This is a genomic window from Mycobacterium sp. GA-1285 (assembly GCF_001499905.1).
Classification (GTDB): domain Bacteria; phylum Actinomycetota; class Actinomycetes; order Mycobacteriales; family Mycobacteriaceae; genus Mycobacterium.
In genome coordinates this window covers 36,423-55,177 of the sequence record NZ_LQIS01000013.1, presented here as the reverse complement: position 1 = coordinate 55,177, position 18,755 = coordinate 36,423, and the positions used below count along the sequence as shown (strand labels likewise).

Genomic DNA, 18,755 nt, shown 5'->3' with positions numbered 1-18,755 from the left:
TCGACTTCGAGAGAATCGAGTAAGGAGCTTACGTGTTCGCCTGGTGGGGTCGAACGGTGTACCGATACCGATACATCGTCATCGGCGTCATGGTCGCGCTCTGCCTCGGTGGCGGCATCTACGGGATCAGCCTCGGCAGCCACGTCACCCAGAGCGGCTTCTACGACGAAGGCAGCCAATCGGTGCACGCATCGGTGGTGGCCGACGAGGCCTTCGGTCGCGACCGGACCAGCCACGTCGTGGCGATCCTCACCCCGCCCGACGGGAAGAAGGTCGACAACCCGGAGTGGCAGCGGGACGTCGTCGGTGAACTCGACGGCTTCGTCAAGGACCACCCTGACCAGGTGGTGAGCTGGGTCGGCTGGCTGCGGGCACCCGACGCCGCGAGCGCGACCGTCCAGCAGATGAAGACCAGCGATCTGTCGAAGACGTTCGTGAGCATCCCCCTGCAAGGGGACACCGACGACGAGATCCTGAAGAACTACCAGACCGTCGAACCTGACCTGCAACAGCTCAACGGCGGCCGCATCGAGCTCGCCGGCCTGAACCCGCTGGCCAGTGAACTGACCGGCAGTATCGGGGACGACCAGCGGCGCGCCGAGGTCGCGGCCATTCCGTTGGTGTGTGTGGTGCTGTTCTTCGTCTTCGGTGGCGTGGTCGCCGCCGCCCTCCCAGGCGTCATAGGCGGCCTGACGATCGCCGGCGCGCTCGGCATCATGCGCCTGCTCGCGGAATTCATGCCGGTGCACTTCTTCGCCCAGCCGGTGGTGACGTTGATGGGCCTCGGTATCGCGGTGGATTACGGCCTGTTCATGGTGAGCCGGTTCCGCGAGGAGATCGCCGAGGGTTACGACACCGAGGCGGCGGTCCGGCGCACCGTGATGACCTCGGGCCGCACCATCATGTTCTCCGCGGTGATCCTCGTGGCGTCGTCGGTGCCGCTGCTGCTGTTCCCGCAGGGCTTCCTCAAGTCGATCACCTACGCGATCATCGCTTCGGTCATGCTGGCCGCGATCCTGTCGGTGACGGTGCTGGCCGCAGCCCTGGCCCTGCTCGGACCCCGCGTCGACGCGCTCGGTGTGCGCACCTTGTTGCGATTCACCAAGCCTTACCCGGCTCCGTCGCCCGCGGAGACCACCGACCGCACCAACTCGCTGGCGATCGCTTCCATCCCGCTCGGTGTGCTCGTGCCCTTCGCCGCGATCCCCGTCGGACACATCGCCAGAGCGCAGATCCGACGGACCCATGACAAGGGCGCCAACTACGCCCGACTGGGTCTGGTGCTCGGCTATGTCGGCTCGTTCGTCTGGATCTTCGTCGGCCTGTTCGCCGCGAAGGACACCCTCGGCACGGCGATCTTCTGGCTGCTGCTGGCCATCGCCGTGTTCGTGGCGGGCACCATCTTGGTGCTCGCGGCCGCGGGTGTGAGTTCGCTGGTACGCAAGCCGACGGTGTGGTGGCTGAACTGGTTGGCGGAGAAGACCCAGAAGACCAAGACGCGCGCCGAGGTGGAGAAGGGCTTCTGGGGCAAGCTGGTCAACCGGGTGATGAAGCGGCCCATCGCATTCGCCGCACCCATCGTCATCGTGATGATTCTCATGATCATCCCGTTGGGTCAGCTCTCGCTCGGCGGCATCAGTGAGAAGTATCTGCCGCCGGACAACGCCGTGCGGCAGGCACAGGAGGCGTTCGACAGTTCGTTCCCCGGCTTCCGCACCGAGCCGTTGACGTTGGTGATCGAGAACGACGAAGGCGAACCGGTCACCGATCAGCAGGTCGCCGAGATCCGCAGCAAGGCGATGACGATCCCCGGCTTCATCCAACCCGAGGACGACCCGACCAAAATGTGGCAGCCGCGCCCGTATCAGGAGGGCGGCTCGGAAGACCCCTCGGTTCGGGTGATCCAGAACGGACTCGAAAACCGTAACGACGCGGCGAAGAAGGTCGAGGAGCTTCGCGCCATCGTGCCGCCGCGCGGGTTGTCGATCTCCGTTGGTGGCACCCCGGCGTTGGAGCAGGACAGCATCCACAGCCTGTTCGACAAGCTACCGCTGATGGTGACGATCCTGATCGTCACGACCACGATCTTGATGTTCCTGGCGTTCGGATCGGTGGTGTTGCCGATCAAGGCCGCGGTGATGAGCGCGCTGACGCTTGGTTCGACGATGGGCGTGTTGACGTGGATGTTCGTCGAGGGTCACGGCTCCGGGCTGATGAACTACACGCCGCAGCCGCTGATGGCGCCGATGATCGGGTTGATCATCGCGGTCATCTGGGGTCTGTCGACCGACTATGAGGTGTTCCTGGTGTCTCGCATGGTCGAAGCTCGTGAGCGCGGGCTGTCCACCGCCGAGGCCATCCGCGTCGGCACCGCGACCACCGGCCGGTTGATCACCGGCGCGGCACTGGTGCTCGCGGTGGTCGCGGGCGCGTTCGTCTTCTCCGACCTGGTGATGATGAAGTACCTGGCCTTCGGTCTGCTGATCGCGCTGCTGCTCGACGCCACCATTGTCCGGATGTTCCTCGTGCCTGCCGTGATGAAGCTTCTCGGCGACGACTGCTGGTGGGCGCCGCGGTGGATGAAACGCATCCAGGAGCGCCTGGGCCTGGGTGAGACGGAGCTGCCCGACGAACGGAAGCGTCCCGCGGTGCGCGAGACCGTCGAGGACCCCGAGGCGCTGGTCGGTGCGGGCGCACCGGTTCCGCCCCGGCCCCGCCCGCCGCACGATCCGACGCATCCCGCCGTCGCGGGGTCGCGTCCCGGCGCCGCCCGCAAGGCGCTGCCGCAGCGGGTCCCCTCGGCCACCGGCACGACACGGATTCCCAGCACCACCACACCGGCCGACGAGCCGCAGACCACTCGGCTGTCAATGGCGAAGAACGCCGTGCGCAACGCGGTCAGCAACGCCGCCGCGACGGCGCGACAGGCCACCCGGCCACCGGCGCCGCCCACATCGGCGCCGCCCGCACCGGCTCCGTCGCCTCCCCGTCCGGGTGGGGGCAGGCCGCCGCGGGAGGAACGCGAGATCGAGTCGTGGCTGGGCGAACTGCGCGGCACCGGCGCACCCGCCGGCCCGCCGCCCGCGGCCCCGTCGTCCCCGTCGGCACCGAGTCGTCCGTCGGCCGAGGCCACCCGGGCGATGCCCGAACAACGGCCACGGCCGCCGCAACCGGCGCCGGCCGAGGAGCCGCCCACGACCGCGATTCCCGCTCCGCGGCAACAGGATCCGGACGCCACGACCGCGATCCCGACACCTCGGGCGCAGGACGCCGATGCCGCGACCGAGAAGCTCAACACCCCCGAGGACGAGGAGCATAAGCGCCGCGGCGGCGGGGTGAGCGCACAGGATCTGCTGCGGCGCGAAGGGCGGCTGTAGGACTGGACTCTCGGAGCCCGAAGTTCAGGTGACCGCTAACCCTCCGGGAGCTGGTCGCTTTCGGCCTTGACCAACGGACCCTCGTCGGCTTCGAGGGCCTCCTTCTCGGCGTCTGGATCACGCGCCGTCAGCACGCGCACGGCGCTGTTGAGGAACGCCAGCACCGGCACCGCCAGCAGCGCGCCCACGATTCCGGCGAGCACGCCGCCGCCCGCGATCACCAACACGATCGCGAGCGGATGGATGGACACGGCGCGGCCCATCACCAACGGCTGCAGTACGTGGCCTTCCAGCTGCTGTACCGCGATGACCAAGCCGAGCGTGATCAGCGCGTAGATGAAACCTTTGGCGATCAACGCGACGACCACCGCAAGCGCACCGGCCACCACGGCGCCGACCAGCGGGATGAATGCGCCGAGAAACACCAGCGAGGCCAGCGGCAACGCGAGCGGCACACCCATGATCGCCAGCCCGGTGCCGATGCCGACGGCGTCGACGAGCGCGACCAGGAAGGTGGCCCGCACATATCCGATCAACGAATGGAAGCCGGCCCGGCCCGCCTCGCGCACCCGCTCACGCACGTGGACCGGGAAGATCTGGGTGACAAACGCGAAGATGTTGCGGCCGCCCTGCAGCAGGAAGATCAACGTGAACAACACCAACACGGCGCCGGTCACGATCTCGGTCACCGTGCCGGCCGTCGACAGCGCGCCCGTTGTCACCCGTTCCTGGTTGTTCTGAAGGGCCTCGATCGCGGCGTTACCCGCGTTGTCGATCTGATCCCGGCTCAGATGTAGCGGACCCTCGATCAACCAGTTGCGCATCCCGTCGATACTGCGGCTGACCTGCTGGGTCAATTCCGGTGCGCCCTCGATGAACTGGGTGACGACGAACGACAGGATCCCGCCGACCACGGCGAACCCGCTGAGCAACATCAGCGCCACCGCTCCGGCCCGCGGAGCTCCCCGCCGGTCGAGGAAGTCGACCGCCGGCATCAGCAGCGCCGCCAGGATCGTCGCCAGCGCGACCGGTACGACGATGATCTCCAGTCGCTTGAACACCCACAGCAAGGCGACGATGGCGGCGAGGATGACGAGCAGACGCCACGACCAGGCCGCACCTTTGCGAACAAGAGGGGATACGGACTCGTCGTCGAGAGAAAGGCCCGCGGGCATCCCGATAGCGTAACGGCCTGGCACTTGCGGCGACGGATCTCTTGAAACCGCATCACCACGCCTTACCCTTACCCCGTGGCACACGACGCGCCTGCGAGTGCGGCCCGCAGCCAAGGGCGCCTCACCCGCAGCAAGTACTGGTGGTTGCGGTGGGCCGTCCTCGCCGCTGCGGCCGTCGTGTTGAGCGTCGAGCTCGGACTGGTGTGGGATCAGCTCGCCAAGGCGTGGCACAGCCTCTACACCGCGGACTGGTGGTGGGTGCTCGCGGCGGTGGGCACCGCGTTGGCTTCGATGCACTTCTTCGGCGACATCCAGCGCAAGCTGCTGCGGTCCGCGGGAGTTCCTGTGCGGCAATGGCGTTCGCAGGCGGCGTTCTATGCGGGCAATTCGCTGAGCACGACACTTCCCGGCGGACCGGTGCTGTCGGCGACGTTCATCTACCGTCAGCAGCGGCTCTGGGGTGCCACGCCGGTCATCGCCTCCTGGCAGCTCGTGATGTCGGGCGCACTGCAGGTGATCAGCCTGGCGCTGCTGGGGCTGGGTAGCGCGTTCTTCCTCGGGGCCAAGCACAACCCGTTCTCGCTGATTTTCACGCTGACCGGGTTCATCATGTTGATCGTGCTGGCCCAAGCGGTGGCCTCCCGGCCGGATCTGCTCGACGGCATCGGAGTGCGGCTGCTGTCCTGGGTGAATTACGTCCGCGCGAAACCCGCCGACAACGGGGTGACCAAGTGGCGCGAGACGCTGGCTCAGCTCGAGTCGGTGAAGCTGAGCCGGCGCCAGCTCGGCGTCGCGTTCACCTGGTCGATGTTCACTCTGGTCACGGGCGTGGGAACGCTGCTGTTCGCGTGTTACGCCGCCGGCGGGCGACCATCGCTGCTCGGGGTGATTGTGGCCTATGTCGCCGCCCGCGCGGTCGGCTCCATTCCCCTCATGCCCGGCGGGCTGCTGATGGTGGAGGCGGTGCTGGTACCCGGTCTGGTGTCGAGCGGAATGACTCTGGCCTCGGCGATATCGGCGATGCTGATCTACCGGCTGGTCAGCTGGATCTTCGTCGCCGCAATCGGTTGGGTGGTGTTCTCCTTCATGTTCCGCACCGACACCGACGTCGACCCCGACGCATGCGACCGGCAGTAGCCGTTCTCGGCGCCGTTGCGATGATCGCCGCTTGTTCCCAGGGCACGCACCGCCCTGCCTTGCTATGCCAGTGGAATGGGATGTGATGACAGATGGCGATCGATAGCCGGGCACAGACCCGGCCCGCCCTGACGGCGCTGGCCACCGACGTGGCCTGTCTGATCGTGTTCGCGACGATCGGGCGGCGCAGCCACGGCGAGGGCCTGGATCTCGCCGGTATCGCCGAGACCGCGTGGCCATTCGTATCGGGTGCCCTCGCCGGCTGGGTGCTGTCCCTCGGGTGGCGGCGGCCCTACTCGCTGGTCCCGACCGGCCTTGCGGTATGGCTGTGCACCATCGTGCTGGGAATGTTGCTACGCAAGCTGACGTCTGCCGGTGTGGCGCCGAGTTTCATTGTGGTCGCCTCGATCTCGACGGCCGTGCTGTTGCTTGGCTGGCGCGCGGGGATCCATGTCATGACTCGGCGCTGACACCGTCAGGATGCACGCTGCTGATGCACCGAGGGCACCGGTGTCAAGCGAAGGCAGGCCTAGCTGTCGGCGATGCCGTCGCCGTTGGTGTCACCGCAGCGGTTCTTGATATCGACCAGCGGCTGACGAATCCCGGTCAGGTCGGCCTTGACCTGAGGATTGGAGTTCAGGTAGTCCTGCACCTTGCCCCGGACCTCTTCACGCGGCAGGCCCTCGAGGCTGGTGAAGAACCAGTTGACGTCCGGATGTGCGAACAGGTAAGCCGACGTCGCCGCGGAGACGCCGGAGGCCACGCCGGCGAGATCGGCCGCGGTGCAGTTCGGTGGTTCCGCTGCCGCGAGCGGCGTCGCACCCAAGAACATCGCACCGGCGATCGCGCCGGTACCGACCGCGCCAGCAACCGCACGACGCGCAGAACGGGCCGAGAGAAACATGGTGAGCTCCTTCATCGGAAGTGGGGTGGCCGTAACCATGGCGGTTAGCGACGTCTACCAACTGGGACCAACGAAGAAAAGCTAAGCAGAATGTCTCCAGACTTTCTTGCCTTGCGGTCAACGAATCGCCGAAATGTCGAAATCCGCAGCTCGAGCTGCCCGCGGCGGGTGGCTACGCGTCGTTTGTGGTCAGGGCAGGCCAGTGATGGCCGACACAGGTGACTGAGAGCCGCCCTGCGAAACCGGCGACGCGCCATGCGGTTGGGCCGTGGCGCCCGGCTCGGTCAGCGCCGGGGTCTTCGCGGTCGGCGCCTGCCCCGGCAAACCCTCGGGCAGAGCTCCGCCCTGCTGCTGGGCAGCCTGCATCAGGCCCATCACCTGGGGCAGCGTGAGCGGCAGTTTGCACTTGCCCGACAGGCTGGCCAGCGGCTGCTGCAGCTGCTGCAAGTCCTTGGCGACTTGCGGGTTGGCGTCGAAGTACGCCTTCAGCGCACCCAGCGACTGCGGCCCTGCCTGCTGCTTGGAGATCGTCGTCAGCGCCTGGTTCGTCTGCGGATGTTCGTCGAGATAATCACCCGTCGAGGTGGCGACGTTCGCTATCGTCCTGGCAACTTCGCTGGCGGCGCACGGGTCCTCAGCGGCGGTCGCCGACGGAGGAGCCGAGAGCGACGGCAACACCAGCGCGGCCGCCACGGCCCCGCCAGCGGCGGAGGCGGCGAAGACACCGACAACCCTGCGGCGCATCAGCCGCGTGGTCGTTTTCATCTCAACTCCTAACGATTCGCGGACGATCTCGAGCGGTCCGCAAATGCACTCGCGATGGACGGCAATCAGTCCCCGGCGCCGAAAACGGCCGGGCCTCATCCTGCCATCCGCAGCGTCATCCTTGCCAATCCGGCCGGGATAACGGACCGGACGAGCACGGTTGGCGCGCACGTAACGGCATCCGGCTTGGTCGCGAGATCAAGTAAGGACATCTTGAGGCGTTGCTGACGACGGCTCAGGGACCCCGAGAGGAGATCGAAGGGACCGGCACCTTACCGCAGGTTGCTGTACGCTTCGGCTACAAAACGCCGGGGAGAAAGCGGGGACTCGAATACAGCAATTCATGTTGCGCTTGAGTAGCAAACTGCGCAGATATCGCTGGGCGGTGTTCGCCGTGTGGGTGCTCCTGCTCGTCCCCTCGATCTGGCTCGCGCTCAACCAGTCGAGCCACCTCACGGGTGGCGGCTTCGAGGTCGAAGGTTCCCAGTCGCTGCGCGTGCAGCGCGAACTCGAGAAGCACTTCCCCGATCAGGGCGCCTCCGCGCTGGCGTTGGTCGCCGCACCGCGCGCCGATGCCTCCTACCAGGACATGAACGACGCCGTCGCGCAGCTCGAAAGCCTGGCCGCCGAGGTACCCAGCGTCAAGATCGTTCCGAACCCGCAACAGCCGCCGCCGCAGCCCGACCGGCCCTACGTCGTCACGCTGCAGCTGGACTTCGACAACACCGGCGCGGTCGACATCGCCAAACAACTGCGCCAGAAGGTCGGAATCGACGGCGAGGACCCGGGCGAGATCGAGAACGGCAGGGTCAAGCTGTACGTCATCGGCCAGGGCGCCTTGGGCGCTGCCGCGACGCAGGCCACCAAACACGACATCGCCCAGGCGGAGCGGTGGAACCTGCCCATCGTCCTGATCGTCCTGCTCGCGGTGTTCGGGTCGCTGGCCGCGGCGGCTGTGCCGCTGGTGTTGGGTGTGTGCACCGTCGCGGTGACGATGGGGCTCGTCTACCTGCTGTCGATGTTCACGACGATGTCGGTGTTCGTCACGTCGACGGTGTCGATGTTCGGCATCGCGCTGGCGATCGACTACTCGCTGTTCATCCTCATGCGCTTCCGCGAGGAGTTGCGCGCCGGGCGGGAGCCGGATCAGGCCGCCGACGCCGCGATGGCGACGTCGGGTCTTGCGGTGGTGCTGTCCGGGGTGACGGTGATCGCCTCGGTGACGGGCATCTACCTCATCCAGACGCCCGTGCTGGTCTCGATGGCCACCGGCGCCATCCTCGCGGTTTCGGTGGCCGTGCTCACCTCCACAACGCTGACGCCGGCCGTGCTGGCGACGTTCGGTCGGTCGGCGGCGCGACGCTCGTCGTACCTGCATTGGTCGAGACGCCCCGAAGCCACCCAGTCACGGTTCTGGACACGTTGGACCGGCTGGGTGATGCGCCGGCCGTGGTTGTCGGCGATGGCCGCGGCCGCGCTGCTGATCACGCTGGCCGCACCCGCGTTCTCGATGATGCTCGGCAACAGCATGCAGCGTCAGTTCGAGCCGACTCACGAGATCCGCGGCGGCGTCAGTGCCGCGGCAGAGGCCCTGGGCGCCGGTGCGCTCGGCCCGGTCCGGGTGTTGGTGGCGTTCCCCGACGGCAACGCCGCATCGGCGCCCGCCAAGGAACCGGTGCTCGACGCGCTTCGCCAGCGGATGGCGCAGGGCCCGAACGTGGTGTCGGTCAGCCCGCCGTCGTTCGGTGAGGACTACCGGCACGCGCTGCTCTCGGCGGTGCTGTCGGTCGACCCCGAGGACATGGGGGCACGCGAGACCGTCGACTGGATGCGCGCGGAGTTGCCGTCGACGCCCGGCACCGAGAACGTGCAGATCGACGTCGGGGGTCCGACCGCCCTGATCAAGGATTTCGACGACCGGGTGTCCGCCACTCAGCCGCTCGTGTTCCTCTTCGTGGCGTTGATCGCGTTTCTCATGCTGCTCGTCGCGATTCGCTCGGTGGTCCTGGCGCTCAAGGGTGTCCTGATGACCGTGCTGTCGGTCGCCGCCGCCTACGGCAGCCTGGTGGCGGTGTTCCAGTGGGGCTGGCTCGAAGGCCTGGGCTTCGAGCGGATCTCGTCGCTGGACAGCACCATCCCGCCCCTGGTGCTGGCGATGACGTTCGGCTTGTCCATGGACTACGAGATCTTCCTGCTGACCCGCATCCGCGAGCGTTTCCTGCTGACCCGCAACACGCGCGACGCGGTGGCCTACGGCGTGAGCACGAGCGCGAGGACCATCACCAGCGCCGCCCTCATCATGATCGCGGTGTTCATCGGGTTCGCGTTCGCGGGCATGCCGCTGGTCGCTCAGCTGGGTGTGGCCTGCGCGGTGGCCATCGCCGTGGATGCGACGGTCGTTCGGCTGGTCTTGGTGCCTGCTCTGATGGCGATGTTCGACGAGTGGAACTGGTGGTTGCCGCGCTGGCTGGCCCGCATCCTGCCGTCGGTGGATTTCGAGAAGCCACTGCCCAAGGTGGACACACCCGATCTGATCATCATCCCCGACGACCTCTCGTCGCTGGGACCGACCGGGTCGGAGCTGCGAACCGTCGTCAGGTCGGCGGCCAAGTTGAAAACCCTTGTGCCGCAGGCTGTCACGGTCACCGACCCGCTGGCCTTCAGCGGCTGTGGTCCGGCCGCGCCGACGACGAAGATGCGCAGTGTCGGACGACTGAACGCCGGACACCGCGGAGGCGGAGGCGGAGGCGGTACCGCGGTGGCCACCGCCCCACCACCGGTGCATCCGGTGACGATGTGGCGGGGCCGGCTGGCGGTCGCCCTCGACGCGCTCGAGACCGCGTCGGAATGCGAGCAGGCCACGATGGAGCGGCGCAGTCCGATGGAGACCACCAACGTCCAACTGCCGACCGGCGACCGGCTGCAGATTCCGACGGGCGCGGAGACGCTGCGGCTGAAGGGCTACCTCATCATGTGCCGGAACACCACACGCGACTACGCGGAGTTCGCCGATCTGGTCGAGTGCATGGACACGCGCACGGTGGCGGAAGTGCTGAGCACGATGGACCGGTACTACTCTGGTTCGCAGTCAAGAAAGCAGTGGGTGGCGACTCAGCTGGTGCGCCGACTGGCCGACCCTCAACCGTCGGATGAGCACGACACCCGGATGTCCGGTCCGGAGGCGGAGGCGGAGTGGGCCAAGGTTCGAGAGCGCTGCCTTTCGGTGGCGGTCGCGATGCTGGAGGAGGCGAGGTGACGGTGACTCCCGATATTCGGGATACCCGCCGCCAAGAGGGTGTCTCCGCGACTCCGAGACCGCCCGCGACGTCGGCGGCTGACGAGCGCCCGGTCGAATTCTGGCCGACCGCGGCGATCCGCGCGGCCCTGGAGACCGATGACCTCGCCGTCTGGCAGCGCATCGTCGCGGCGATCAAGCGGGATCCGTTCGGCCGGACCGCCCGTCAGGTCGAGGAGGTCCTCGAGACGGCGCGGCCGTACGGGGTGTCCAAGGCGCTGGCCGAGGTGCTCAACCGGACCCGCGAACATCTGGAGGCCAACGAGCGAGAAGAGGTGGCCCGTCACATCCGCGCACTGTTGGAGCACTCCGGTCTGGGGCATCAGGAGTTCGCGTCACGGATCGGCGTGCCGCCCGATGAGTTCGCGGCGTTCCTCAGCGGACAGACGAGCCCGTCGGCGGCGTTGATGGTGCGGATGAAGCGGCTGTCCGAGCGGTTCGCGCGGATGCGTTCGAACCGGCCCAACGGCTGACGGTCCGCCCGCTGGGTATACCCCGGACATGGACCTCGAACAGATCCTGCGGGACACCCGCACGGTGGCGATCGTCGGCGCATCGCCGAACCCCTCGCGGGCCAGCCACGAAATCTGGACCTACCTCAAGGCGGCCGGCGACTACGACCTGTATCTGGTCAATCCGACCGTCAGCGATATCGACGGCACCCCGGTCTACCCGTCACTGGCCGATCTGCCGGTGGTGCCCGACCTCGTCGACGTGTTCCGCCGGCGTGAGCATCTGCCTGAGGTACTACAAGACACGATCGCCGTCGGAGCCAAAGTGCTGTGGCTGCAACTCGGCCTGTGGGATGAGCAGGTCGCTCGCGACGGTGAGGCGGCCGGATTGAAGGTTGTCATGGACCGCTGCATCAAGGTCGACCACGCGCGGCTGCTCCGCTAGCCGACCCGTCAGCGCGTGTGGATCGGCGACACATTGTCGACCAACCACCGACCGTCGGTCTTGGACAACGTCACCCGCAGCGCCAGCACGGCGTTGTCCGGCGGTCTCCCCGGCGAGTTCTGCGTCCCGTGCAGGATCACCGCGACGCTCGCGGCGTTCGGGCCGATCGCCTCGACGCCCGCCGAGACCGTGCTCGCGTGGGCCGACACGTTGCGGCTCGCCAAATCCTTTGCCACCGTGGCGAATTCGTTCTTGAACGCTTCAGCACGCTCCGGAGACATCATCGCCGCCGCCCGGTCGATCGACGCGGTGGGACTCTGCGGGGTGAACGTGGCGGACGCTTCGGCGACACTGCTGGCGATGCCGACGACCTCGCTACTGTCGTCGCGCAGCGCGCGGTCAGGCACCGTCCACTTCAAGTAGCCGACGAGCACCGCGGCCGCCAGCGCGGCGGTCGCGACCGCAACCACGCCCAGCCGCAGTCCCGGCCCGTCGTCGTCGGTGCCGACCGTCACCGCGTCGCGGCGCGCCAGCACCACGTTGGCCACGACACCCTGGACGATCAACACGCACAGCACCGAACAGACGGCCACCCACCACAGCGGCCACGCCAGCGCGATGCCGATGTACACCAGCGCCGCGATCGCGGCCAGTGGAGGGGCCACGTCGAACGCGGCGACCCGCCAGACGTTCCTCATCGGATCGGCTCCAGCCGCGAGATCATCAGCTTGCCGTCCACGTCGGACACGTCGAGCCGCAGATTCCAGCGCACCGTTTGGGGCTTGTCCCCGCCGACGTTCTCGCTGATCGATGTCGCCACCACCAGGACCGTGTCGGTGCGTGACGCGAACTCCGCGATCTCGGGCTGAGGCCGCTGCGGCGGCGTCCCGTCCCGGCCCGGCGGCGGGTGATGGATCGATTCGACCGCGACCGAGTCGATTCCCCCGGTGGTCCGCGACTGCAAAGTCTGGACGAGCTTGCGGTACGGCTCGACGGCGGCGTCGAAGTCCGCGTTGAGCTGACCGACGGTGCCTTCGTGCAGCCGAACCATGTCGGCCTCCACGGTGTCGGTGTTCATGTTGATCAGCACGTTGGTCCAGTCGACCGCGGTCTGCATGACGCGGGCGCGGTACCGCAATTCGTCGGTGTCGTCGCGGTGCTGGGTCCAGATCAGGGCGGCCAGCGCCACCGCCACGACCGCGATCAGCCCCAACACCGCCGACGCGATGCCGTAGCGGGTGAAGACGGGACCGTCCTCGGCCGCGGTGGGCTCGTCCTCGGGCATGCGCGTGAGGGTACCGGGCTGCCCCGAGAACACCCGTGAGCGGTCGATCTCACACCCGCCTCGGCGCTGGAGAACCGAGAAGAGGGGTATGAAGGCTTGCAACCGGCGAAGCGAAAGGGATGCGTGGCCAACTACCTGATCGCCGCCAGCCCGATCCCCGGGCATGTCATGCCACTGCTGCACGTCGGCGCCGACCTGCGAGCGCGTGGTCACCGCGTCACCGTGTTGACAGGAACCGAGCACACGAAAGCGGTGACCGAGCGGGACCTCGCGGCATTGGACCTGCCCGACGCGGCTCGCCCCAAGCGCGACGACGCCGGCGTGCGTGGTCTACCGGCATTGTTCGACCGCTGGTACCGAGGGCGAGCCGAGATGCGCTCGGTGTTCATCGAGCCGCTGGTGGCGCAGTACTGGGCGTTACGCAAGGCGCTTCGAAACGACGACTTCGACGCGGTGCTGTGCGACGTGGCCTTCACCGGCACCCTTCCGCTGTTGACCGGCCACCTGCCCCGGCCGTGGATCCTGGTCTGTGGGGTCGGTCCATTGACCCTGTCGAGCGCCGACGCGCCGCCGTTCGGAACGGCGTGGGCCCCGCGTTCGGACCTCAACTACGAACCGATGACGTGGGTGACGCACCGGGTGCTGTTCGGCGATGTCCACGCCGACCTCAACGCAGCCCTCGCCGCCGTCGATGCCCCGCCGTCTCCTGTGTTCTTGACGGACTGGCCGCTGCTCGCCGACCGACTGCTGCAGTTCACGGTGCCGTCGCTGGAATACCCGCGCGCCGACCTGCCGGCGACCGTCGTGTACACCGGCCCCGTCATCCCGAGGGCCGCCGATCAGACGCGGGGACCGCCGTGGGATTCGGCCCGCGAATCGCGCACGGTGGTCCACGTCAGCCAGGGCACCTGGGACAACGACGACCTCGACGCGCTCGTCGTACCCACGATCGAGGCGCTGGCCGGCCGCGAGGATCTGCTGGTGGTCGCGACGACCGGGCGCGAGGGTCGCACGACGGTCCCCGGCCGAGTCCCGGCCAACGCCTGCGTCACCGACTTCTTGCCCTATGCCAAACTCCTCCCCCACGTCGACGTGATGATCACCAACGGTGGATACGGCGGTGTCCACCAAGCGTTGTCGCACGGCATCCCTCTGATCATCGCCGGCGGTTCGGCCGACAAGCCGGAGGTCGCCGCCCGCGTCGGCTACGCCCGGGTGGGCATCAACCTGGGTACTTCGAGGCCGACTCGCGCCGCCATCGTCGATGCGCTCGACGAGGTTCTCAACACCGACACCTACCGCGCCGAAGCGCGCCGGTTGGGCCGGGAGATCCGCGAGGTGAACGCGTTCGACCGCATCGCCGAGACGTTGGCGGGCCTGGCCGTGCCACAGCGGCCCGGCAGGCGGGCGGCGCGTTCTGGCACCCTGGTGGGGTGACGGTAGAAGCAATCAGATCCGGCATCGACCTCAGTTACGTCGACGCCGAAGCCCGCCCGCAAGACGACCTGTTCGGCCACGTGAACGGCCGCTGGCTGACCGAGTACGAGATGCCCGGTGACCGAGCCACCGACGGCGCGTTTCGCTCGCTGTACGACCGCGCCGAGGAGCACGTGCGCGATCTGATCACCGGAGCCGCAGCGGCGGCGACATCAGGCACCGAGGCGGCGGCCTCGGATGCGTCCAGTGGCACCGACGAACAGCGCATCGGCGATCTGTACGCCAGCTTCATGGACGAGCAGACCGTCGCCTCGCGCGGCGTGCAGCCGCTGCTGGAGGAGTTGGCCGCGATCGAGGCGGCCGACTCCGCCGAGGCGCTTGCGAAAGTGCTCGGTGCGTTGCAGCACACCGGAATCGGCGGTGCAACGGGCGTATACGTCGACACCGACTCCAAGGACTCGACCCGCTACCTGCTGCACCTGAGCCAGTCGGGTCTTGGCCTGCCCGACGAGTCGTACTACCGCGACGAGCAGCACGCCGAGATCCTCGCCGCCTATCCGGAGCACATCGCGGCGATGTTCGAGTTGGTCTACGGCGCAGGCGATCACGCCGAGACCGCCGCGCGTGTCGTCGCTCTGGAGACCAAGCTGGCCGCCGCGCACTGGGACGTCGTCAAGCGGCGCGACGCCGACCTCACCTACAACCTGCGCACCTTCGCCGAGCTGCCGGCCGAAGCGCCGGGCTTCGACTGGGCCGGCTGGGTGTCGGCGCTGGGGACCAGCCCAGAGAAGGCCGCTGAAGTCGTTGTGCGACAGCCGGATTACCTCGCCGCGTTCGCCGCCGAGTGGTCCGGAGGCGATCTCGAGGACTGGAAGCGTTGGCTGCGGTGGCGCGTCATCCACGCCCGCGCGTTCCTGCTGACCGACGACCTCGTCGCCGAGGACTTCGCGTTCTATGGTCGCAGGCTCTCGGGCACCGAGCAGATCCGCGACCGGTGGAAGCGCGCCGTCTCGGTCGTGGAGAGCCTCTTGGGCGACGCGGTCGGAAAGCTCTACGTACAGCGGCATTTCCCGCCGCACGCCAAGGAGCGGATGGACGAACTCGTCGCCAACATCCGCGAGGCCTACCGCGTGAGCATCGACTCGCTGGACTGGATGACGCCGCAGACGCGGGAGAAGGCGCTGGCCAAGCTCGACAAGTTCACGCCGAAGATCGGATATCCGGCGAAATGGCGCGACTATTCGGGGCTGGTGATCGAGCGCGACGACCTCTACGGCAACTACCGTCGCGGCTACGCGTTCGAGTACGACCGCGAATTGCGCAAGCTCGGCGGGCCGGTCGACCGCGACGAGTGGTTCATGACCCCGCAGACGGTCAACGCCTACTACAACCCGGGCATGAACGAGATCGTGTTCCCGGCGGCGATCCTGCAGCCGCCCTTCTTCGACGCCGACGCGGACGACGCCGCCAACTACGGCGGCATCGGCGCGGTCATCGGCCACGAGATCGGCCACGGCTTCGACGATCAGGGCGCCAAGTACGACGGCGACGGGAACCTGGTCGACTGGTGGACCGACGAGGACCGCACCGAGTTCGGCGCGCGGACAAAGAAGTTGATCGAGCAGTACGACGAGTACGTGCCTCGCCAGTTGAGCAACGGGCACCATGTGAACGGCGCTTTCACCGTCGGCGAGAACATCGGCGATCTCGGCGGGCTGTCGATCGCGCTGCTGGCCTACCGGCTGTCGCTCAAAGGCAAGCCCGCGCCGGTCCTCGACGGGCTGACCGGTGAACAGCGGGTCTTCTACGGCTGGGCTCAGGTGTGGCGTACGAAATCCCGTGACGCCGAAGCCATCCGGCGCCTGGCGATCGATCCGCACTCACCGCCGGAGTTCCGGTGCAACGGCGTCATCCGCAACATGGACGCGTTCTACGAGGCGTTCGACGTGACCGAGGACGACGCGCTCTACCTCGATCCGCGGCGGCGGGTGCGCATCTGGAACTAGGGATTTCGCCCTAGAACATCTGCCAGTCGGACGCACCGTCGGGCTGGTTGTAGATCCCGGTCGAGTTCTTGATGACGACGGCGTCGCCGCTGCCGAAGTTGTCGAAGAACCACTGCGCGTTGGCCGGGCTCAGGTTGATGCAGCCGTGGCTGACGTTCTCCTCGCCCTGCGAACCGACCGACCACGGCGCACTGTGCACGAAGGCGCCGCTGTTGTCGATACGCACCGCATCCTGCACCTTGACTTTGTAGCCGTCCGCGGAATCCACGGGCACACCGTAAGTCGACGAGTCCATCACGATGTCGGCGAATTTCTCCAGCACGTAGTAGGTGCCGTTCTTGGTGTCGTGGCCCTTCTTGCCCATCGACACCGGGAACGTCTTCTCGAGTTCGCCGTTGCGGTGGACCTGCATCTGCAGCGTGTCGTTGTCGATGGTCGCGACGAGCTGCTCGGGAACCGAGAAGCTCGACTTGGTGCCGGAGGCGTCGATGTTGACCACCGTGCCCGCGGGCCAGAAGTCCTGCGGACGCCACCGCACCTGGGTGTCGCTGGTCCAGTAGAACCGGCCCGGCACCGGCGGGTTCGACGAGATGTGGATCGCGTCTTCGGCCATCTTGCGATTGGCGATCGGCCGCTGGAAGTTGATGTAGATGGGCTTGGCCGCGCCAACGATGGAACCGTTGGTCGGATTGAAGGACGGCGGCGCGAACACCGGTGCACCGACGTACGGCGTGGGATTCTGTCCGGCCGGGGTGCCCTCGGGAATCGGCTGCTGCTGAGCAAGTGGATCGGGCGGCGCGAAGAACGGGTTCGACGGCGGCGGTGGCGGCGGATTCTCGGCCGCCGGGGCCGGTGCAGGCTGCGCCGCCGGGGCGGCGAGCCCATCCGCCGGTGGCGGGGGCGGCAGTGCCGGTGCGGGTGGCGGTGGCGGCGGGACGCCGGGCTGAGCCAGCACTGACGGGCTGGTGAGCATCCCGCCGACGACGCTCGCCGCCAGGATCGCAATGAACAGCCGACTGCGCTTTACCCTGCGCATATACAACCTCCCAGTCGCGGAACTCCAACCAGTGTGGCATAACGCTCCGGGCATCCCCCGCCGTTGGTGGGCCCCTTCGCCTTATGCAACCGCTCAATCCACACTCGAATGTTCATCGGTCGCGGGCGTCTTCTGTTACCAGCGAGCCGCCCGCCCCTGGCAGGCTTGACGCATGATTGTGGCTTTCAGTGTGAGCCCGACTGGTGGAGACGACAGCGTCGGCGACGCGGTCGCCGAAGCCGTCAGGGTGGTCCGCGAGTCCGGGCTTCCGAACGAGACCAACGCGATGTTCACCAACATCGAGGGCGACTGGGACGAGGTGATGGACGTCGTGAAGCGCGCCGTCGACGCGGTGGCCGCGACCTCCCCACGGGTGAGCCTGGTGCTCAAAGCCGACATCCGCCCCGGCCACACCGATCAGCTGACGGCGAAGGTCAGGCGTATCGACGAGGCCCTCGGCGGCTAGGAACGCACCAGTCGCGCGATGGCGGCGGAGGCTTCGGCCAGCTTCGCGTCGGCCTGGTCACCGCCGTCCGCGACCGCTTGGGCCACGCAGTGTCCGAGATGCTCGTCGAGCAGGCCGAGCGCGACCGACTGCAACGCACTGTTGACGGCGCTGATCTGGGTGAGCACGTCGATGCAGTACTTGTCGTCCTCGATCATCTTCGCTATGCCGCGAACCTGACCCTCGATCCGACGCAACCTCTTGGCGTAGTTCTCCTTCTGCTCTGAATAGCCATGCGTCGCAGTCATCTTCAGCCTCTCAACATCTGATTCATCTGGTCGATCTCGGCCTGCTGGGTGTCGACGATGGTCTGAGCCAAGCGCTTGGCGTCGACGTTCTCGCCGTTGGCGAGTTCCGCGCGGGCCATCTCGATCGCACCCTGGTGGTGGGCGATCATCGACTGCAACCACAGGGTGTCGAACTCAGGGCCCGACAGCGTCTGGAGCTTGGCCATGGTGGCGTCGTCGACCATGCCCTCCATCGCACCGCCGTGCCCCTGGTGCCCGCCGTGCCCGGTGTCGGCGTCGGGATTCTCCTTCCACTGCACGAGCAGCACCTGCATCGTGCGGATCTCGGGCTCCTGTGCCTTCGAGATCTGCTCGGCGAGCGCCTTCAGCTCCGGGTTTGTGGAACGGTCCGGAACCAGCGCCGACAGTTCGACGGCCTGTTCGTGATGCGGGATCATGTTCGTCGCGAACGCGACGTCGTCGGCGTTGTAGCCGGCCGGCTGACCGCTGATCGCCGGCTCGTCGGAATGCTCCTGGTCGGTGTGACCGTCGGACGCGGAGGTGCACGAGGCGAGCATCAGCGTGGTGGCGAAGGCGACCAGGACAGCAGCGAGGCGAGCGATCAGGGACGTCATGGAGCCGATGGTACCGCATACCCCACCGGGGTATCGATAATGGTTTGGCCGGGGGAAACCGCGAGGGCATACTT

General features: G+C 67.5%; 17 protein-coding genes. 9 read left to right on the top strand and 8 right to left on the bottom strand.

Going from position 1 to position 18,755, the window contains the following annotated elements; all coding sequences use genetic code 11:
* The first annotated feature begins 32 nt into the window (after positions 1–32).
* Positions 33–3,377, top strand: a complete 3,345-nt coding sequence (locus tag AU193_RS10460) for an MMPL family transporter (RefSeq protein ID WP_064422309.1) — start codon at positions 33–35, stop codon at positions 3,375–3,377.
* Positions 3,378–3,412: 35 nt separating this feature from the next.
* Here AU193_RS10460 and AU193_RS10455 read toward each other — a convergent pair whose 3' ends face one another.
* The gene (locus AU193_RS10455; RefSeq protein WP_064422308.1) at positions 3,413–4,552 is read right to left on the bottom strand and encodes an AI-2E family transporter; all 1,140 of its coding nucleotides are present in this window, start codon (positions 4,550–4,552) and stop codon (positions 3,413–3,415) included.
* A 75-nt stretch (positions 4,553–4,627) separates the two neighbouring features.
* Between AU193_RS10455 and AU193_RS10450 the strand changes: the two genes are divergently transcribed.
* Both AU193_RS10450 and AU193_RS10445 read left to right on the top strand, forming a co-directional pair.
* A complete protein-coding gene (locus tag AU193_RS10450; RefSeq protein WP_064422307.1) occupies positions 4,628–5,689 on the top strand; it encodes a YbhN family protein in 1,062 nt (353 codons plus the stop codon).
* Positions 5,690–5,781: 92 nt separating this feature from the next.
* On the top strand, positions 5,782–6,159 hold the full coding sequence (locus tag AU193_RS10445) for a DUF3054 domain-containing protein (RefSeq protein WP_064422306.1): 378 nt from the start codon (positions 5,782–5,784) through the stop codon (positions 6,157–6,159).
* 59 nt (positions 6,160–6,218) lie between these two features.
* On the opposite strand, the gene AU193_RS10440 is transcribed toward AU193_RS10445, so the two are convergent.
* Together AU193_RS10440 and AU193_RS10435 are read right to left on the bottom strand one after the other, a co-directional pair.
* Positions 6,219–6,593 (bottom strand): heme-binding protein, encoded by a 375-nt coding sequence (locus AU193_RS10440; RefSeq protein ID WP_064422353.1) that lies wholly within the window; start codon positions 6,591–6,593, stop codon positions 6,219–6,221.
* Between the two features lie 189 nt (positions 6,594–6,782).
* A complete protein-coding gene (locus AU193_RS10435; RefSeq protein ID WP_064422305.1) occupies positions 6,783–7,358 on the bottom strand; it encodes a hemophore in 576 nt (191 codons plus the stop codon).
* Positions 7,359–7,701: 343 nt separating this feature from the next.
* Between AU193_RS10435 and AU193_RS10430 the strand changes: the two genes are divergently transcribed.
* The 3 genes from AU193_RS10430 to AU193_RS10420 are packed head-to-tail and all read left to right on the top strand — an operon-like array spanning position 7,702 to position 11,550.
* Complete coding sequence (locus AU193_RS10430) at positions 7,702–10,614, top strand: MMPL family transporter (RefSeq protein ID WP_064422304.1); 2,913 nt, start codon at positions 7,702–7,704, stop codon at positions 10,612–10,614.
* On the top strand, positions 10,611–11,126 hold the full coding sequence (locus AU193_RS10425) for a helix-turn-helix transcriptional regulator (protein WP_064422303.1): 516 nt from the start codon (positions 10,611–10,613) through the stop codon (positions 11,124–11,126). The genes AU193_RS10430 and AU193_RS10425 overlap by 4 nt, the downstream gene beginning before the upstream one ends.
* Positions 11,127–11,154: 28 nt before the next feature.
* A complete protein-coding gene (locus AU193_RS10420) occupies positions 11,155–11,550 on the top strand; it encodes a CoA-binding protein (protein WP_064422302.1) in 396 nt (131 codons plus the stop codon).
* Positions 11,551–11,558: 8 nt separating this feature from the next.
* Here the strand turns inward: AU193_RS10420 and AU193_RS10415 are convergent, their stop codons facing one another.
* Positions 11,559–12,248 carry a hypothetical protein gene (locus AU193_RS10415; RefSeq protein ID WP_064422301.1) on the bottom strand — a complete coding sequence of 230 codons (690 nt, stop codon included), beginning with the start codon at positions 12,246–12,248 and terminating at the stop codon, positions 11,559–11,561.
* Positions 12,245–12,835 carry a hypothetical protein gene (locus AU193_RS10410; RefSeq protein ID WP_064422352.1) on the bottom strand — a complete coding sequence of 197 codons (591 nt, stop codon included), beginning with the start codon at positions 12,833–12,835 and terminating at the stop codon, positions 12,245–12,247. Before AU193_RS10410 ends, AU193_RS10415 begins: the two co-directional genes overlap by 4 nt.
* Positions 12,836–12,958: 123 nt before the next feature.
* Here AU193_RS10410 and AU193_RS10405 point away from each other — a divergent pair, with 123 nt between their 5' ends.
* The gene (locus AU193_RS10405) at positions 12,959–14,272 is read left to right on the top strand and encodes a glycosyltransferase (protein ID WP_064422300.1); all 1,314 of its coding nucleotides are present in this window, start codon (positions 12,959–12,961) and stop codon (positions 14,270–14,272) included.
* Positions 14,269–16,278, top strand: coding sequence for a M13 family metallopeptidase (locus tag AU193_RS10400; protein WP_064422299.1), 2,010 nt, complete (start codon positions 14,269–14,271; stop codon positions 16,276–16,278). The genes AU193_RS10405 and AU193_RS10400 overlap by 4 nt, the downstream gene beginning before the upstream one ends.
* A gap of 10 nt (positions 16,279–16,288) precedes the next feature.
* Here the strand turns inward: AU193_RS10400 and AU193_RS10395 are convergent, their stop codons facing one another.
* Complete coding sequence (locus tag AU193_RS10395) at positions 16,289–17,314, bottom strand: Ig-like domain-containing protein (protein ID WP_064422298.1); 1,026 nt, start codon at positions 17,312–17,314, stop codon at positions 16,289–16,291.
* A 172-nt stretch (positions 17,315–17,486) separates the two neighbouring features.
* On the opposite strand from AU193_RS10395, the gene AU193_RS10390 reads away from it, so the two are divergent.
* A complete protein-coding gene (locus AU193_RS10390) occupies positions 17,487–17,780 on the top strand; it encodes an MTH1187 family thiamine-binding protein (RefSeq protein WP_064422297.1) in 294 nt (97 codons plus the stop codon).
* Here the strand turns inward: AU193_RS10390 and AU193_RS10385 are convergent.
* Together AU193_RS10385 and AU193_RS10380 are read right to left on the bottom strand one after the other, a co-directional pair.
* A complete protein-coding gene (locus tag AU193_RS10385; protein ID WP_064422296.1) occupies positions 17,777–18,067 on the bottom strand; it encodes a metal-sensitive transcriptional regulator in 291 nt (96 codons plus the stop codon). The two genes, AU193_RS10390 and AU193_RS10385, sit on opposite strands and share 4 nt — an antisense overlap.
* A gap of 2 nt (positions 18,068–18,069) precedes the next feature.
* A complete protein-coding gene (locus AU193_RS10380) occupies positions 18,070–18,681 on the bottom strand; it encodes a DUF305 domain-containing protein (RefSeq protein WP_064422295.1) in 612 nt (203 codons plus the stop codon).
* Between the last annotated feature and the right edge of the window lie 74 nt (positions 18,682–18,755).

Coding starts and splice junctions, on each gene's coding strand:
- AU193_RS10445 (WP_064422306.1), top strand. CDS start 5,782: ATGGCGATCGATAGCCGGGCACAGACCCGGCCCGCCCTGACGGCGCTG.
- AU193_RS10395 (WP_064422298.1), bottom strand. CDS start 17,314: ATGCGCAGGGTAAAGCGCAGTCGGCTGTTCATTGCGATCCTGGCGGCG.
- AU193_RS10455 (WP_064422308.1), bottom strand. CDS start 4,552: ATGCCCGCGGGCCTTTCTCTCGACGACGAGTCCGTATCCCCTCTTGTT.
- AU193_RS10380 (WP_064422295.1), bottom strand. CDS start 18,681: ATGACGTCCCTGATCGCTCGCCTCGCTGCTGTCCTGGTCGCCTTCGCC.
- AU193_RS10385 (WP_064422296.1), bottom strand. CDS start 18,067: ATGACTGCGACGCATGGCTATTCAGAGCAGAAGGAGAACTACGCCAAG.
- AU193_RS10390 (WP_064422297.1), top strand. CDS start 17,487: ATGATTGTGGCTTTCAGTGTGAGCCCGACTGGTGGAGACGACAGCGTC.
- AU193_RS10435 (WP_064422305.1), bottom strand. CDS start 7,358: ATGAAAACGACCACGCGGCTGATGCGCCGCAGGGTTGTCGGTGTCTTC.
- AU193_RS10440 (WP_064422353.1), bottom strand. CDS start 6,593: ATGTTTCTCTCGGCCCGTTCTGCGCGTCGTGCGGTTGCTGGCGCGGTC.
- AU193_RS10410 (WP_064422352.1), bottom strand. CDS start 12,835: ATGCCCGAGGACGAGCCCACCGCGGCCGAGGACGGTCCCGTCTTCACC.
- AU193_RS10415 (WP_064422301.1), bottom strand. CDS start 12,248: ATGAGGAACGTCTGGCGGGTCGCCGCGTTCGACGTGGCCCCTCCACTG.
- AU193_RS10430 (WP_064422304.1), top strand. CDS start 7,702: ATGTTGCGCTTGAGTAGCAAACTGCGCAGATATCGCTGGGCGGTGTTC.
- AU193_RS10420 (WP_064422302.1), top strand. CDS start 11,155: ATGGACCTCGAACAGATCCTGCGGGACACCCGCACGGTGGCGATCGTC.